We start from the raw sequence: 13026 nt of genomic DNA, 5'->3' as shown, positions 1-13026 counted from the left end.
ACGGGGAGGTGGGGGCGGGTCATGAGCCGACCGCCACCAGGACGGCGAGCAGGACGGCTCCGGCCAGCAGCGCGCTCAGGTAGCCCTGGGCGTTGCCGGTCTGGGCGAAGCGGACGGCGCGGCCGAGCCAGCCGGGGGCGGCGCCGGCGCCGCGCACGTAGGTCTCCACCACGGCGCGGTCCAGGAACCGGACCAGCCGGGCGGCGGCCGCGGTGGGCCGGACGAACAGCGCGGTGTAGAGCCGGTCGACGCCGAAGCCGTGCCGGGCGGGCCCGTGCAGCGGGCCGAGCAGCAGGCGTCCGGGGTCGGTGGCGGGCTGTCCGGCGGCGGCCCGGGTGCCGGCCGTGCGCCAGGCGGCGTAGGCGAGCAGCAGGCCGATCAGGGCGGCGCCGGTGCCGAGCACCATGGTCTCGGTGCCGGGGCGCAGGCTCTCGCCGTCGAGCAGCCGGGGCAGCCAGTCGGTGCGCAGCCCGAGCAGGCCGAAGCCCGTGGTGGGCACGGCCAGCACCCACAGCGGCCAGCGCATCGCGGCGGGTTCGGCGTGCGCCGGGTCGGCCTCGTCGATCTCCGGGGAGTACGGGGCGTCGGCGGGGGCGGCCACCGGGGCCGCCGGCCCGGTGTGGAAGGCGACCAGCCAGAGCCGGGTGGCGTAGGCGGCGGTGAGCAGGGCGGTGAGCAGTCCGGCGACCAGGACCGTCCAGCCCGCGGCGGCGGGGACGGCCGAGGCGGGGCCCAGGGTGCCGGTGAGGGCCTCGCCGTGGGCGGCGTGCTCGGCGGCGGTGAGCACCGACTCCTTGGAGAAGAAGCCCGCGAACGGGGGCAGGCCGACCAGGGCGACCAGGCCGATGCCCATCGTCCAGTAGGCGTCGGGGACGCGGCGGCGCAGGCCGTCGATCCGGGACATCGCGCTGATCGAGTTGGTGTGCGCGGCGTGGATGACCACGCCGGCGGTGAGGAACAGCAGCGCCTTGAACGCGCCGTGCGCGACCAGGTGGAAGACGGCGGCCTGCCGGTCGCCGGCGGCCAGCGCCCCGGCCATGTAGCCGAGTTGGCCGACGGTGGAGTAGGCGAGGACGCGCTTGAGGTCGTCCTGGGCGAGCGCGCACAGCGCGGAGCCGACCATGGTGACGGCGGCCATCACGGCCAGCACCAGCAGCGCGGCGGAGGACAGCAGGAAGACCGGCAGCAGCCGGGCGACCAGGTAGATGCCGGCGGCGACCATGGTGGCGGCGTGGATCAGCGCGGAGACCGGCGTCGGGCCGGCCATCGCGTCCGGCAGCCAGGTGTGCAGCGGGAACTGGGCGCTCTTGCCGGCCACGCCCGCGAGCAGCAGCAGCGCGATCAGCGTCGGGTGGTCGAGCCCGCCGTCGGCGGCGGTGCGCAGCACCTCGGTGATCCGGAAGGTGCCGGCGTCCGCGCCGAGCAGGAACAGGCCGAACAGGAACGGCACGTCGCCGAGCTTGGTGACCAGGAACGCCTTCAGCGAGGCGCTGCGGGCGTCGGCGGTCTCCCAGTGGTGGCCGATCAGGAAGTACGAGCAGATGCCCATCACCTCCCAGCCGACCAGCAGCACGATCAGGTCGCCGGAGTAGACGACCAGGAACATCGCGGCCGTGAACAGCGAGACCAGGGCCGCGTACGAGGGGTAGCGCGGGTCGTCCTTCAGGTACGCGGTCGAGTACACCTGCACGCAGGTGGCGACCAGGCCGACCAGCACCGAGATCAGCGAGGAGAAGCCGTCCAGGTGCAGGGCGAGCGAGATCTCCGGGCCGCCGGTGGGGGCGAGCCGGGTGGCGGCGTCCAGGGTGGCGCCGGTGCCCAGCTGGAGGGCGGTGACCAGGGCGAGCACGGCGGAGACCGCGACCGGCAGCACCGCCAGCGGGCGGGCCAGGCCGGGGTGGCGGCGGCCGGTGGCGAGGCCGGCCGCGGCGCCGAGCGCGGGCAGCACGGGGACGAGGATCGGCAGCGCGAGGTTCATCGGGCGACCTCCTCGGTGTCCGCCTCGTGGCGGTCGCCGAGCGCGGTGACCCCGTCGACGGCAGCGGTGCGGCGGGTGCGGTGGACCAGCAGCACGATCGCCAGGCCGAGGCCGATCTCGGCGGCGGCGATGGTGATGGTGAACAGGGTGAGCGCCTGTCCGGCGTGCAGGGTGTCGCGCAGCCAGACGTCGAAGGCGACCAGGTTGAGGTTGACGGCGTTGAGCATCAGCTCGACCGACATCAGCACCAGGATGACGTTGCGCCGGGCGAGCACGCCGTACACGCCGACGCTGAACAGCAGCACGGCGAGGACGGCGGGGTAGGCGAGGTGCACCTCAGCGCTCCTTCTGCTTCGTCGGGCCGGTGCGCAGCTTCCCGGCCCGCGGCTTCGTCCGGCCGTCCCCGGTGCGGGAGAGCACGATCGCGCCGACCAGGGCGGCCAGCAGCAGCACCGACAGCGCCTCGAACGGCAGCACCCAGTGCGAGAAGAGGTACTCGCCGGTGAGCCGGGTGGTGCCGGCCGCGCCGCCCAGGTCGATCCAGGACGAGCGGAACGCGTCGACGACCAGGGTGACCAGGGTGGCGGCGGAGGCTGCGCCGACCGCGAGCGCGGCCGGGCGGTTGCCGGAGTCGGCGTCCGGGGAGCGGCCGATCGGGGCGCGGGTCAGCATCAGGCCGAACAGCACCAGCACGATCACCGAGCCCAGGTACACCAGCACCTGCACCCAGGCCACGAACTCGGCGGTCAGCAGCAGGAACTCGACCGCGAGCCCGCCCAGCGCGACCACCAGCCACAGCGCGGCGTGCACCAGTTGGCGGGTGGTCACCGAGACCACGGCGGCGCCGAGCACGAGCACACCGACCAGCAGGAAGACGATCTCCTGCCCGGTCGGCGAGAGGTACGAGCGCGCGGCGGGCTCCAGCGAGCCCGCCGCGGCCAGCAGGGTGCTCAACTCTCCCCACCCTCCTCGGCGGCGGCTGCCGCCGCGGCTGCGGCGGCCAGCTTGTCGGCGGCCTTGCGGGCCATGGCGATCTCCTTGGGCTCCTCCGCCGCGGCGTCGTGCGCGGGCGGCGGCGGGACGGTCCACATCCACTCGCGCAGCCGCTCGCGCTCGTGGGTGAGTTCGCGGATGTCGGTCTCCGCGTACTCGAACTCCGGGGACCAGAACAGCGCGTCGAACGGGCACACCTCGACGCAGATCCCGCAGTACATGCAGAGCGAGAAGTCGATCGCGAAGCGGTCCAGCACGTTGCGGGTGCGGGCGCGGGCGTTCGGGTCGGCGGCGGGCAGCGTCTCCTTGTGGGAGTCGATGTAGATGCACCAGTCCGGGCACTCGCGGGCGCACAGCATGCAGACCGTGCAGTTCTCCTCCAGCAGCGCGATCACGCCGCGGCTGCGCGGCGGCAGGTCGGGCTGCACGTCGGGGTACTGCGCGGTGACGGTCTTCCGCATCATCGTGCGCATGGTGACGGCCAGGCCCTTGGCCAGGCCGGAGCCGGGAATTCCCATTACGAGATCGCCACCTTGATGATGCCGGTCAGGGCGAGCTGGACCAGGGCGAGCGGGATCAGGCCGGTCCACGCGAAGCGCATCAGCTGGTCCTCGCGCAGCCGCGGGTAGGTGACCCGCAGCCAGAGCACCACGAAGGCCAGCGCGAAGGTCTTCACCAGCGTCCACAGCCAGCCGAGGCCGTCTTCGAACGGGCCGTGCCAGCCGCCCAGGAACAGCACCGTGGTCAGGCCGCAGAGCACCACGATGCCCGCGTACTCGGAGAGCAGGAACAGCGCGAAGCGCAGGCCGGTGTACTCGGTGTACGCGCCGAAGATGATCTCCGAGTCGGCCACCGGCATGTCGAACGGCGGGCGCTGCAGCTCGGCCAGGCCGGCCGTGAAGAACACGAAGGCGCCGATCAGCTGCCACGGCACCCACCACCAGTGGAAGGCGTCCACGATGCCGGGCAGCGAGACGGTGCCCGCCGCCATCGCCACCGAGGCGGCGGCCAGCAGCATCGGCAGCTCGTACGACATCAGCTGCGCGGCCGTGCGCAGCGCGCCCAGCAGCGAGAACTTGTTGGCCGACGCCCAGCCCGCCATCAGCGAGCCGAGCACGCCGACGCCCATCACGGCCAGCACGAAGAAGATGCCCGCGTCGACCACCTGGCCGACCATCCCGTCCGGGCCGACCGGGATCACCAGCAGCACCAGCAGGTAGGGCAGCAGCGCGACGGCCGGGGCCAGTTGGAAGACCTTCCGGTCGGCGCCCGCCGGGACGATGTTCTCCTTCTGGACGAACTTGACGCCGTCGGCGACCAGTTGCGCCCAGCCGTGGAACCCGCCCGCGTACATCGGGCCGAGCCGGCCCTGCATGTGCGCCATCACCTTGTGCTCGGCCTGGCCGACCACCAGCGGCAGCACCAGGAACGCCACCAGCGTGCCGACGCAGCGCAGCAGCGTGTCGAGGAGGTTCACGCGCCGTCTCCGTCCTGCTGCTCGGTGGGCTGTTCGGGCTGTTCGGTGGGCTGCTCGGGCTGCTCGGCGGGTTGCCGCTCCGACCGCTCGGGCTCCGGTTTCCCGTCCCGCGCCGGTACGGGCGCGTGCCAGGGGGCGTCGGACGACTGGGTGCGGGCGGTGCGCCGCGGGGCCTCGGGCCGTTCGGCCGGGGCCTCGGGCCCGCCCTGGCTGACCGATCCCTCGCCGACGCTGCGGGTGCGGCGCGGCCGGTCGGCGCGCACCGGCGGGGCGGTCTCGGGCGCGGCCGCCGCGTCGGGCGCGGCGGCCTGGCTCGCGGAGCCGGCCTCCACGCTGCGGGCGCGGCGCGGGCGGTCGACCCCGGCTGCTCCGGCTGCTCCGGCCGCGCGGGCCCCGGCCGCTCCGGCGGCGCGCGCACCGCGGGCGGGGCGCTCGGCGACCGGCGGCAGGGTGCCCTTGAGCGGGCCCCACTCGTTCGGGTCGGGGACGCCGGCGGGCTGCATCTTGCGCCGGGCCGGGCCGCCGTGGTCGGCGGACTCGCCGGGCTCCTTGGCGCCGGGCCAGTCCTTGGCGACCCGGGCGGCCAGCACGAAGTCCTTGCGCAGCGGGTGGCCCTCGAAGCCGTCCGGCAGCAGCAGGGTGACGGGGTGCGGGTGGCCGGTGAACTCGATGCCGAACATCTCCAGGGTCTCCCGCTCGTGCCAGGCGGCACCGGCGTACACCCCGACGGCGGTCGGCAGCACGGCCCTCTCGCGCGGCACCCGGGTGCGCAGCAGCAGCCGGCGCACGCCGCCGGGCCCGCCGACCGCGGCCAGGTGCGCGCAGACGGCGAAGCCGCGTTCGAGGTCGTCGACGGCGCTCAGCCAGTCCAGGAAGGCCAGGCCGAGGACGTCGCGGGCGGCGGTGAGCGCCTCGGTCCAGTGCTCGGCGGGCACGTCGACGGTGAGCAGGTCGTACGCCTCGGTGGCGCTCGCCCAGGGTCCGACGGACGCGGCGGTCCGCTCGGCGGGGGTCGGTTCGGGCGCGGGCACCGGCTCGGCGGGCGTCCCGGGCACCTCGGGCGTCCCGGACGTCTCGGGGGTGTCGGTCACCGCTTCCCCTCCCCGGTGGCGTCCGGCGCGGACCGCAGCGGGCGGCGCAGCGCGTCGGCGGACGGGGCGTAGCGCTGCGGGACGTCCTCGGCGGCGATCTTCTCCTGCAGCTTGAGGATGCCCTGGAGCAGCGCCTCGGGCCGGGGCGGGCAGCCGGGCACGTAGACGTCGACCGGGATGATCTGGTCGACGCCCTTGGTGACGGAGTACGAGTCCCAGTACGGGCCGCCGGAGTTGGCGCAGGCGCCGAAGGAGATGACGTACTTCGGCTCGGGCATCTGCTCGTACAGGCGCTTGACCGCGGGGGCCATCTTGTCGGTGACGGTGCCCGAGACGATCATCAGGTCGGCCTGCCGGGGGCCGGGCGCGAACGGGATGACACCCATCCGGATGAAGTCGTGCTTGGCCATCGACGCGGCGATGAACTCGATCGCGCAGCAGGCCAGTCCGAAGTTGAAGCACCAGAGGCTGTAGCGGCGGCCCCAGTTGAGCACCACCTTGACCGGGTCCGGGGCGAGCCGGGCCAGCGGGCCGAGGCGGCGCTGTTCGACGGCGGCGCCGGGGCGGGCCGGATCGGGGATGCCGAGCGGGACGGGGCCGTTGCCGGGCGTCCCGTGCGAGTGCGTCACGTCCATTCCAGGACGCCCTTCTTCCAGGCGTAGAGCAGTCCGACCGCGAGGAAGCCGATGAAGACGAACATCTCCACCAGCGTGGCCGCCCCGAAGCCGGCGGCGGCGAACACCGTGGCCCACGGGAAGAGGTAGATCGCGTCGACCGCGAAGATCACGTACAGGAAGGCGTAGACGTAGTACCGGATCTGGGTGTGCGCCCAGTTCTCACCGACCGGGTCCACCCCGCACTCGTAGGCGAGGAGTTTCTCGGGGGTGTCGACCACCGGTCGCATCAGGCGGTTCGCGGTGAAGGCCACCGCGACGAAGAGGACGCCGATGACCGCCAGCAGACCGACCGCCGCGTAGGCGTCGAAGTAGCCGCTGCCGGCGGCGGGGTCGGCAGCGAGCGGCTGCCACTCCATGGGTCACGCCCTTCTTCTTTGCCCGTCCATAACCATCGCTATCGCGGGAGTCTATGTGCACCGTCCGTTTACTCCGTCACCCGCCCGTCCTGCAAGACGGCCGGTGGACTCCCGCCGGACACCGGACGGAATTCCGTCTGCGGACGGTCCGGGAGCCGGGCGCGGGGCGGGGGGTGGGGATAACCCCCGGACGGAGAGGGAGTGCAGCACCATGGCGGGAGGGGGTCGCCGACCGGGATGCTGGTGATCGACAAGCGACGGCGAGAACACCAGGAGAGGGCGCCGACCATGGAGAACGAGGCGAAGCGCCCGTCGTTGTACGGGGCACCGCTGTGGCGGCAGGTGCGCAACGCGCTGCTGAACCTGCCGATCGGAGTGGCCGGGTTCGTCGTGACGGCGGTGCTGCTGACCGCGGGTCTCGGCCTGGCGGTGACGCTGGTCGGGCTGCCGCTGCTGGCCTTCGGGCTGGCCTGCTGCCGCTGGTTCGGCCGGCTGGGCCGGGCCCGGGCCCGGGCCGAGCTGGGCAGCCCGGTGGCCGAGCCGGAGCCGCTGCGCCCGACCCGGAGCGGGCTGGCCGGCCGGGTGACGGCCGCCCTGGGCGACGGGTTGAGCTGGCGCTCCGCGCTGTACTGCGTGGTGCTGCTGATCTGGGGGATCCTCGGCTTCGTGCTGACGCTGGTGCTGCTGGTGGTCGGCTGGCCGGTGCTGCCCTGGGCGATGCGGGCGATCTCCGGGGTCTCCCGCTGGCTGGTCGAGGTGCTGCTGTCCCCGGGCGCGCTGGCCGAGCGGGTCCGCGAGCTGGAGGACGACCGGGGTGTGGTGGTCGACACCGCCGCGGCCGACCTGCGCCGGATCGAGCGGGACCTGCACGACGGCGCGCAGGCCCGGCTGGTGGCCCTGGCGATGGACCTGGGCCTGGCCAAGGAGAAGCTGACGGAGGATCCGGCGGCGGCCCGGCAGATGGTCGACGCGGCGCACGGCGAGGTCAAGCTCGCCCTGCAGGAGCTGCGCGACCTGGCCCGCGGCATCCACCCCGCGGTGCTCACCGACCGCGGGCTGGACGCGGCGCTCTCCTCGGTCGCGGCCCGCACCGCGCTGCCCGGCGGCGTCCGGGTGCACGTCGAGCTGGGCGGCGAGCGGCCGGACTCCGCGGTCGAGGGCATCGCCTACTTCACCGTCACCGAGCTGCTCACCAACGCCGCCAAGCACTCCGGCGCCCGCACCGCCTCGGTGGACGTCTGGCGCCAGGACGGCCGGCTGATGCTGACGGTCCGTGACGACGGCCGCGGCGGGGCCCGGGTGCACCCGGGCGGCGGGCTGGCCGGCCTGGCCGAGCGCGCCGAGTCGGTGGACGGCGTGTTCGTGGTCGACAGCCCGGCGGAGGGGCCGACCTCGGTGACGGTCGAGCTGCCCTGGCACACCCGCTCGGGCCCCGCCAAGAAGTGACGTCCGGGCGCCCTCGGGGGGCGTCCGGACGTGGACGGGCCCGGAGTGCCGCCTCCCTTGCGCGGTACGGCACTCCGGGCCCGGGTCTGTCGGGGGCTCCGGGCCTCGTCGGGTCCGGGCCCCGGGCGCTACAGCGTCCCGAGGGTGACCTCCGCGGTCTTGCCCTGCCCGTCCCGCTGGTAGCCGACGGTGACCTTGTCGCCGGGGCTGAGCGAGGCCAGCGCGGTGGTCAGCGCGGCGGGGCTGGTGATCGCGGTGTCGTTGACCTTGGTGATCACGTCGCCCGCCTGGAGCCCGGCGGAGGCGGCCGGGCCGCCGTCGACCACCGAGACCACCGCGGCGCCGGCCGGCTGGAAGTTCGCGTCGAAGTAGGGGCGGACGGTCACCCCGAGCCCGGCCCGGCCGGAGTTGCTGACCTTGCCGTCCTTGATCAGCTGGTTGGCGATGCTGGTCACGGTGGCGGCCGGGATGGCGAAGCCGATGCCGGGCGCGGCCGAGCCGTTCAGCTCGGGGTCGACGGCGGTCAGCGTGTTGATCCCGATCACCTGGCTGGAGAGGTTGACCAGCGCGCCGCCGCTGTTGCCGGGGTTGATCGCGGCCGAGGTCTGCACCATGTTGCCGATGGTGGCGCCGGGCGAGCCGGCGGACTGCGGCTCGCTGACCGTCCGTCCGACCGCCGAGACGATGCCCTGGGTGACGCTGCTGGACAGGCCGAGCGGGCTGCCCATCGCCAGCGTGATCTGCCCGACCGACACCTTGGCGCTGTCCGCGAAGGCAGCGGGCTTGAGGCCGCCGGGCGTGCTGCCGAGCTTGATCACCGCGAGGTCGGACTCCGGGTAGCTGCCGACCAGGGTGGCGTCCAGCGGCTTGGTGCTGTTGGCCAGCGTCACGGTGAAGGTGGTGGCGCTGCCGACCACGTGCGCGTTGGTGACGATGTCGCCCTTGTCGTCGAAGACGATCCCGGAGCCGAGGCTGTCCCCCGCGGTGATCTGCACCACCGAGGGCAGCACCTGGGAGATCACCTGCTGGTAGTCCTGCTCCAGCTGGTTGCTGCTGGACGGGGCGGGCGCGGACGAGGAACCGCTGGCCGCCGCGGTGGAGCTGGACCCGGAGCCGGAGCTGGAGCAACCGGTGGCCAGCAGCGCCGCCGCGGCGATAACCGCCGCAGGTCCCAGCCACAGCTTGGGGCCGGTGGGCCGGGGGCCGGCCGGGTTCGGACGGGTCGGTTCCTTCTTCGGGCGCACGGCGGCCACCTCCGGTCGCTGGACAGAGCTTTGCCACTATTTCACCGAAATGTCCGAATGCCCGTACGGACACACCAGGGGCCCCGCCGAAAGGCGCCGTCGTAGGATCGGCGCCATGACCTGGTTGATCACGGGAGGGGCCGGTTACATCGGCGGCCACGTCGTCCGGGAGCTGGCCGCGGCCGGTGTCCCCGTCGTCGTGCTGGACGACCTGAGCAGCGGCCGGACCGCCCACCTGCCGCCGGGCGTCCCGCTGGTGACCGGCTCGACGCTGGACCGCCCGCTGCTGGACCGCACCCTCGCCGAGCACCGCGTCACCGGCGTGCTGCACCTGGCCGCCCGCAAGCAGGTGGGCGAGTCGGTCGAACGGCCGCTGTTCTACTACCACGAGAACGTGGAGGGCCTGCGCACCGTGCTGGCCGCCGCGGTCGACGCGGGCGTGGGCCGGGTGGTGCTGTCCTCCTCCGCCGCCGTCTACGGCATGCCGGACGTCGACCTGGTCGACGAGTCCACTCCCTGCCTGCCGATGAACCCGTACGGCGAGACCAAGCTGGCCGGCGAGTGGCTGCTGAACGCCTGCGCCGCCGCGCACGGCCTCTCCGCGGTGTCCCTGCGCTACTTCAACGTGGCGGGCGCCGCCGCCCCCGAGCTGTCCGACCCGGGCGCGGCCAACCTGGTCCCGCTGGTCTTCCGGCGGCTGACCGCCGGGCTGCCGCCGCTGGTCTTCGGCGACGACTACCCGACCCCGGACGGCACCTGCGTCCGGGACTACATCCACGTCTCGGACGTCGCCTCCGCGCACCTGGCCGCCGTCCGCCGGCTGGAGGCGGCCGGCCCCGCGGAGCGGGTCCGACTGACCCTCAACATCGGCACCGGGCGGGGCGCCTCGGTGCTGGAGATGGTCGACGAGATCACCGAGGTCACCGGCATCCGGATCGCCCCCGAGACGGCCCCCCGCCGTCCCGGCGACCCGGCCCGGGTGGTGGCCTCGGCCGAACTGATCCGCCGCGAGCTGGGCTGGAGCGCCCGGCACGACGTCCGCTCGATGGTCACCTCGGCCTGGGCGGGCTGGCAGCACCTCCACCCGTAGGCCGGACGGCAGGAGACGGCAGGAGACGGCAGGACGGCCCCGGACCGCGCGGTCCGGGGCCGTACCGTTCCTGCGGCGGCTACTGCGGGACGGCCGTGCCGTAGAAGGAGTCCAGCGCGTACACGCAGCGGTCCTTGGAGCCGACGAACACCCGGCCGCCGACCGCCACCGGGGAGCCGGTCAGCTCGCCCTTGGTGCCCAGCTCCCAGCGCAGCCGGCCGGTGGCCAGCTCCAGGGTGTGCAGCGAGTGGTCCCGGCTGCCCAGGTGGACCAGGCCCTCGGCGACCGCCGGGGAGCCGACCAGGTCGCCCCGGGTGGTGTAGCGCCAGCGCTCCCGGCCGCCGGCCGCCTCGAAGGCGAACAGGGTGTCGCCGGAGCCCAGCAGCACCGTCCCGTCGGCGACCACGGCCGGCTCGGCGCCCTGCCGGGCGGCGGTGGCGGCCCGCCACAGGCCGTGGCCGGTGACGGCGTCCAGCGCGTACAGGGTGCCGAGGTAGTCGGCGACGTACACCGCCCGGCCGTCCACCGCGGGCGGGGTGAACAGCACCACGGGCGCGTCGAAGCGCCAGCGCTCGGCGCCGGAGGAGGCGTCCAGGGCGTACACCTGCTGGCCCGAGGTGACGTACAGCATGCCGCCCTGCTCGACCGGCCGGGACGGCACCTTGCCGCCCACCGGCACCGCCCAGCGCACCGCACCGCGCCGCGGGTCCACGCAGTACAGCCGGCCGCCGCCCTGGTAGTAGGCGGCGCCGCCGACCAGCGCCGGGCCGGACTGCGGGTTCTCGTACTCCTGCTGGGCGTCGTCGGCCCGCCACAGCTCGGCGCCGGTGACCGCCGAGCGCAGCTGCACGCCGCCGCCGCGGACGCCGCAGCACAGCACGCCGTCGGCGGCGTCCAGCGAGTACACCCAGCCGTCCAGCGAGTGCCGCCAGCGCTCGGCACCGTCCCCGGCGTCCACCGTGTACAGGTGCGGGCCGTCGGCGGCGTGCAGCAGGCCGGCGTCGACGGCCAGCGCCCAGGCCACGTCCCGGGTCTTCCAGCGGCGCTCGCCGGAGCCGATGTCCAGCGCGTGCACCTCGAAGCTGGAGGCGAACAGCGTGCCGTCGGCGACCACCGGGGTGCCCCACACGTCGTTGGACATCCGGAACCGCCAGGGCCGCCAGCGGGCCGCGGGCTGCGGCGGGGCGGCGGACGGCGCGGAGCTGCGGCGCACCCAGTCGGTGCCGACCGGGGCGACCGAGGGCGCGGCCGGTTCCGCCCGGGGCCCGGGTCCTATCGGCACGTGCGCGCCGGGCAGCCGGATCTCGCCGTCGCTCGGGGCCACCGGCGCGGGGGCCGACAGCGGGTGCGGGCGCACCCGCTCGGTGGCCACCTCGGCCTCGGAGACCGGGCCGACCGGGGCCGGGACCGGCGGCACGGACGGCGGCCCGACCGGCTGGGCCGGCAGCACCACCGGCGGCTGCGACCGGGCCTGGGCCTGCTGCTGGGCGTTGACGTGCCGTCTGCTGCTGCGCTTGGCCTCGATCAGGTCGAGCGCGGCGGGCGGCAGCCAGTCCCCGGCCTCGCCGGAGGCGTCGGCCCGGGAGAACAGGTGCGGGGCCAGTTCGGCCTGGATCTGGGCGGGCGTCGGCCGGTGCTCGGGCGTCGGCCGCATGCAGGCCCGGACCAGGTCGACCAGCTCGACCGGCAGCCCGGACAGGTCGGGCTGGTCGCGCAGCAGCTGGAACACCGTCTCGACCGGGTTGGAGCCGCGGTACGGCGGGTGCCCGGTGGCGCAGAACACCACCAGCGAGCCGAGCGAGAACACGTCGCTGGCGCCGGTGACGCTGCGGCTGTCGCGGGCCTGCTCGGGCGACATGTAGGCGGGCGTGCCGACCGCGACGTTGGTCATGGTCAGCCGGGTGCTGGAGACCCCGGCGGCGATGCCGAAGTCGATCACCCGCGGCCCGTCCTCGACCACCAGCACGTTGGACGGCTTGAGGTCCCGGTGCACCAGCCCGGCCGCGTGGATGGACTGCAGCGCCTCGGCGATGCCGGCCGTCAGCCAGCGCACCGCGTCGGCGGGCAGCGGCCCGCAGTCGTGGACCAGGTCCTCCAGCGAGGGCGCCGGCACGTACGCGGTGGCCAGCCACGGGACGGCGGCGTCGGCGTCCGCGTCCACCACGGCGGCGGTGTAGAAGCCGCCGACCGTCTTGGCGGCCGCGATCTCGCGGGCGAAGCGGACCCGGAACAGGTTGTCCTCGGCCAGCTCGCTGCGCACGGTCTTGATGGCCACCCGCCGGCCCGAGGCCGACCGGGCCAGGTACACCAGGCCCATGCCGCCCGCGCCGAGCCGGGCCAGCACTTCGAAGGGCCCGATCCGCCTCGGATCGTGCGCCGTCAGCTGGTCCACTCCGCAGCCACCTCCCCATTCCGCCAGCGCCCCCCGGCGGTGGCGCCCCCCGATTCTCCAATGCCCGCCGCCCGGGAGCCAATCTCCCCCGCCCGTGACACGCCCCCGGGTACCGGAGGCGCCGCCTCCGCACCCGCCCGCGGGGGCTCCCGGACCGGCCCCAGCTGACTTGTCGTCACGCTGTGGGGTCATCAGCACACGGGGGGGCAACAACTCCGCGCGGAAATGGCATCGTTTCCCCCTCAGCCGGACTAATAGTCGCACTACCGATTAGCGCCAAGA

Annotated in this window: 12 protein-coding genes; 2 read left to right on the top strand and 10 right to left on the bottom strand. The window is 74.6% G+C overall.

Annotated elements, in window-relative coordinates:
- Positions 1 to 19: 19 nt before the first annotated feature.
- The 8 genes from ABD345_RS19430 to ABD345_RS19395 are packed head-to-tail and all read right to left on the bottom strand — an operon-like array spanning position 20 to position 6572.
- Entirely contained in the window at positions 20 to 1978 is a 1959-nt protein-coding gene (locus tag ABD345_RS19430) for an NADH-quinone oxidoreductase subunit 5 family protein (protein ID WP_344553576.1), read from the bottom strand.
- Complete coding sequence (gene nuoK, locus ABD345_RS19425) at positions 1975 to 2313, bottom strand: NADH-quinone oxidoreductase subunit NuoK (RefSeq protein WP_344553575.1); 339 nt, start codon at positions 2311 to 2313, stop codon at positions 1975 to 1977. Before nuoK ends, ABD345_RS19430 begins: the two co-directional genes overlap by 4 nt.
- 1 nt (position 2314) lies before the next feature.
- Positions 2315 to 2932, bottom strand: a complete 618-nt coding sequence (locus tag ABD345_RS19420; RefSeq protein ID WP_344553574.1) for an NADH-quinone oxidoreductase subunit J family protein — start codon at positions 2930 to 2932, stop codon at positions 2315 to 2317.
- Positions 2929 to 3489 carry a NuoI/complex I 23 kDa subunit family protein gene (locus ABD345_RS19415; protein WP_344553572.1) on the bottom strand — a complete coding sequence of 187 codons (561 nt, stop codon included), beginning with the start codon at positions 3487 to 3489 and terminating at the stop codon, positions 2929 to 2931. Before ABD345_RS19415 ends, ABD345_RS19420 begins: the two co-directional genes overlap by 4 nt.
- Positions 3489 to 4448, bottom strand: coding sequence for an NADH-quinone oxidoreductase subunit NuoH (gene nuoH, locus ABD345_RS19410; RefSeq protein ID WP_344553571.1), 960 nt, complete (start codon positions 4446 to 4448; stop codon positions 3489 to 3491). The genes ABD345_RS19415 and nuoH overlap by 1 nt, the downstream gene beginning before the upstream one ends.
- Entirely contained in the window at positions 4445 to 5539 is a 1095-nt protein-coding gene (locus ABD345_RS19405; protein WP_380273615.1) for an NADH-quinone oxidoreductase subunit C, read from the bottom strand. The genes nuoH and ABD345_RS19405 overlap by 4 nt, the downstream gene beginning before the upstream one ends.
- Entirely contained in the window at positions 5536 to 6174 is a 639-nt protein-coding gene (locus ABD345_RS19400; protein ID WP_344553570.1) for an NADH-quinone oxidoreductase subunit B, read from the bottom strand. The genes ABD345_RS19405 and ABD345_RS19400 overlap by 4 nt, the downstream gene beginning before the upstream one ends.
- Positions 6165 to 6572 carry an NADH-quinone oxidoreductase subunit A gene (locus tag ABD345_RS19395; protein ID WP_344553569.1) on the bottom strand — a complete coding sequence of 136 codons (408 nt, stop codon included), beginning with the start codon at positions 6570 to 6572 and terminating at the stop codon, positions 6165 to 6167. The genes ABD345_RS19400 and ABD345_RS19395 overlap by 10 nt, the downstream gene beginning before the upstream one ends.
- A gap of 288 nt (positions 6573 to 6860) precedes the next feature.
- Between ABD345_RS19395 and ABD345_RS19390 the strand changes: the two genes are divergently transcribed.
- On the top strand, positions 6861 to 8018 hold the full coding sequence (locus ABD345_RS19390) for a sensor histidine kinase (RefSeq protein WP_344553568.1): 1158 nt from the start codon (positions 6861 to 6863) through the stop codon (positions 8016 to 8018).
- 128 nt (positions 8019 to 8146) lie between these two features.
- Here ABD345_RS19390 and ABD345_RS19385 read toward each other — a convergent pair whose 3' ends face one another.
- The gene (locus ABD345_RS19385; protein WP_380276358.1) at positions 8147 to 9193 is read right to left on the bottom strand and encodes a S1C family serine protease; all 1047 of its coding nucleotides are present in this window, start codon (positions 9191 to 9193) and stop codon (positions 8147 to 8149) included.
- Between the two features lie 184 nt (positions 9194 to 9377).
- On the opposite strand from ABD345_RS19385, the gene galE reads away from it, so the two are divergent.
- Entirely contained in the window at positions 9378 to 10352 is a 975-nt protein-coding gene (gene galE, locus ABD345_RS19380) for a UDP-glucose 4-epimerase GalE (RefSeq protein WP_344553566.1), read from the top strand.
- A gap of 79 nt (positions 10353 to 10431) precedes the next feature.
- On the opposite strand, the gene ABD345_RS19375 is transcribed toward galE, so the two are convergent.
- Positions 10432 to 12744, bottom strand: coding sequence for an outer membrane protein assembly factor BamB family protein (locus ABD345_RS19375; protein ID WP_344553565.1), 2313 nt, complete (start codon positions 12742 to 12744; stop codon positions 10432 to 10434).
- Between the last annotated feature and the right edge of the window lie 282 nt (positions 12745 to 13026).

It is taken from the genome of Kitasatospora saccharophila (assembly GCF_039529925.1).
Classification (GTDB): Bacteria; Actinomycetota; Actinomycetes; order Streptomycetales; family Streptomycetaceae; genus Kitasatospora; species Kitasatospora saccharophila.
Note: the sequence above shows the minus strand (reverse complement) of the source record. Positions and strands in the feature narration are given on the sequence as shown.

Excerpts from the sequence above, each read along its gene's own strand:
- ABD345_RS19430 (WP_344553576.1), bottom strand. The coding sequence starts at position 1,978 with ATGAACCTCGCGCTGCCGATCCTCGTCCCCGTGCTGCCCGCGCTCGGC.
- ABD345_RS19415 (WP_344553572.1), bottom strand. The coding sequence starts at position 3,489 with ATGGGAATTCCCGGCTCCGGCCTGGCCAAGGGCCTGGCCGTCACCATG.
- ABD345_RS19400 (WP_344553570.1), bottom strand. The coding sequence starts at position 6,174 with ATGGACGTGACGCACTCGCACGGGACGCCCGGCAACGGCCCCGTCCCG.
- ABD345_RS19395 (WP_344553569.1), bottom strand. The coding sequence starts at position 6,572 with ATGGAGTGGCAGCCGCTCGCTGCCGACCCCGCCGCCGGCAGCGGCTAC.
- ABD345_RS19390 (WP_344553568.1), top strand. The coding sequence starts at position 6,861 with ATGGAGAACGAGGCGAAGCGCCCGTCGTTGTACGGGGCACCGCTGTGG.
- galE (WP_344553566.1), top strand. The coding sequence starts at position 9,378 with ATGACCTGGTTGATCACGGGAGGGGCCGGTTACATCGGCGGCCACGTC.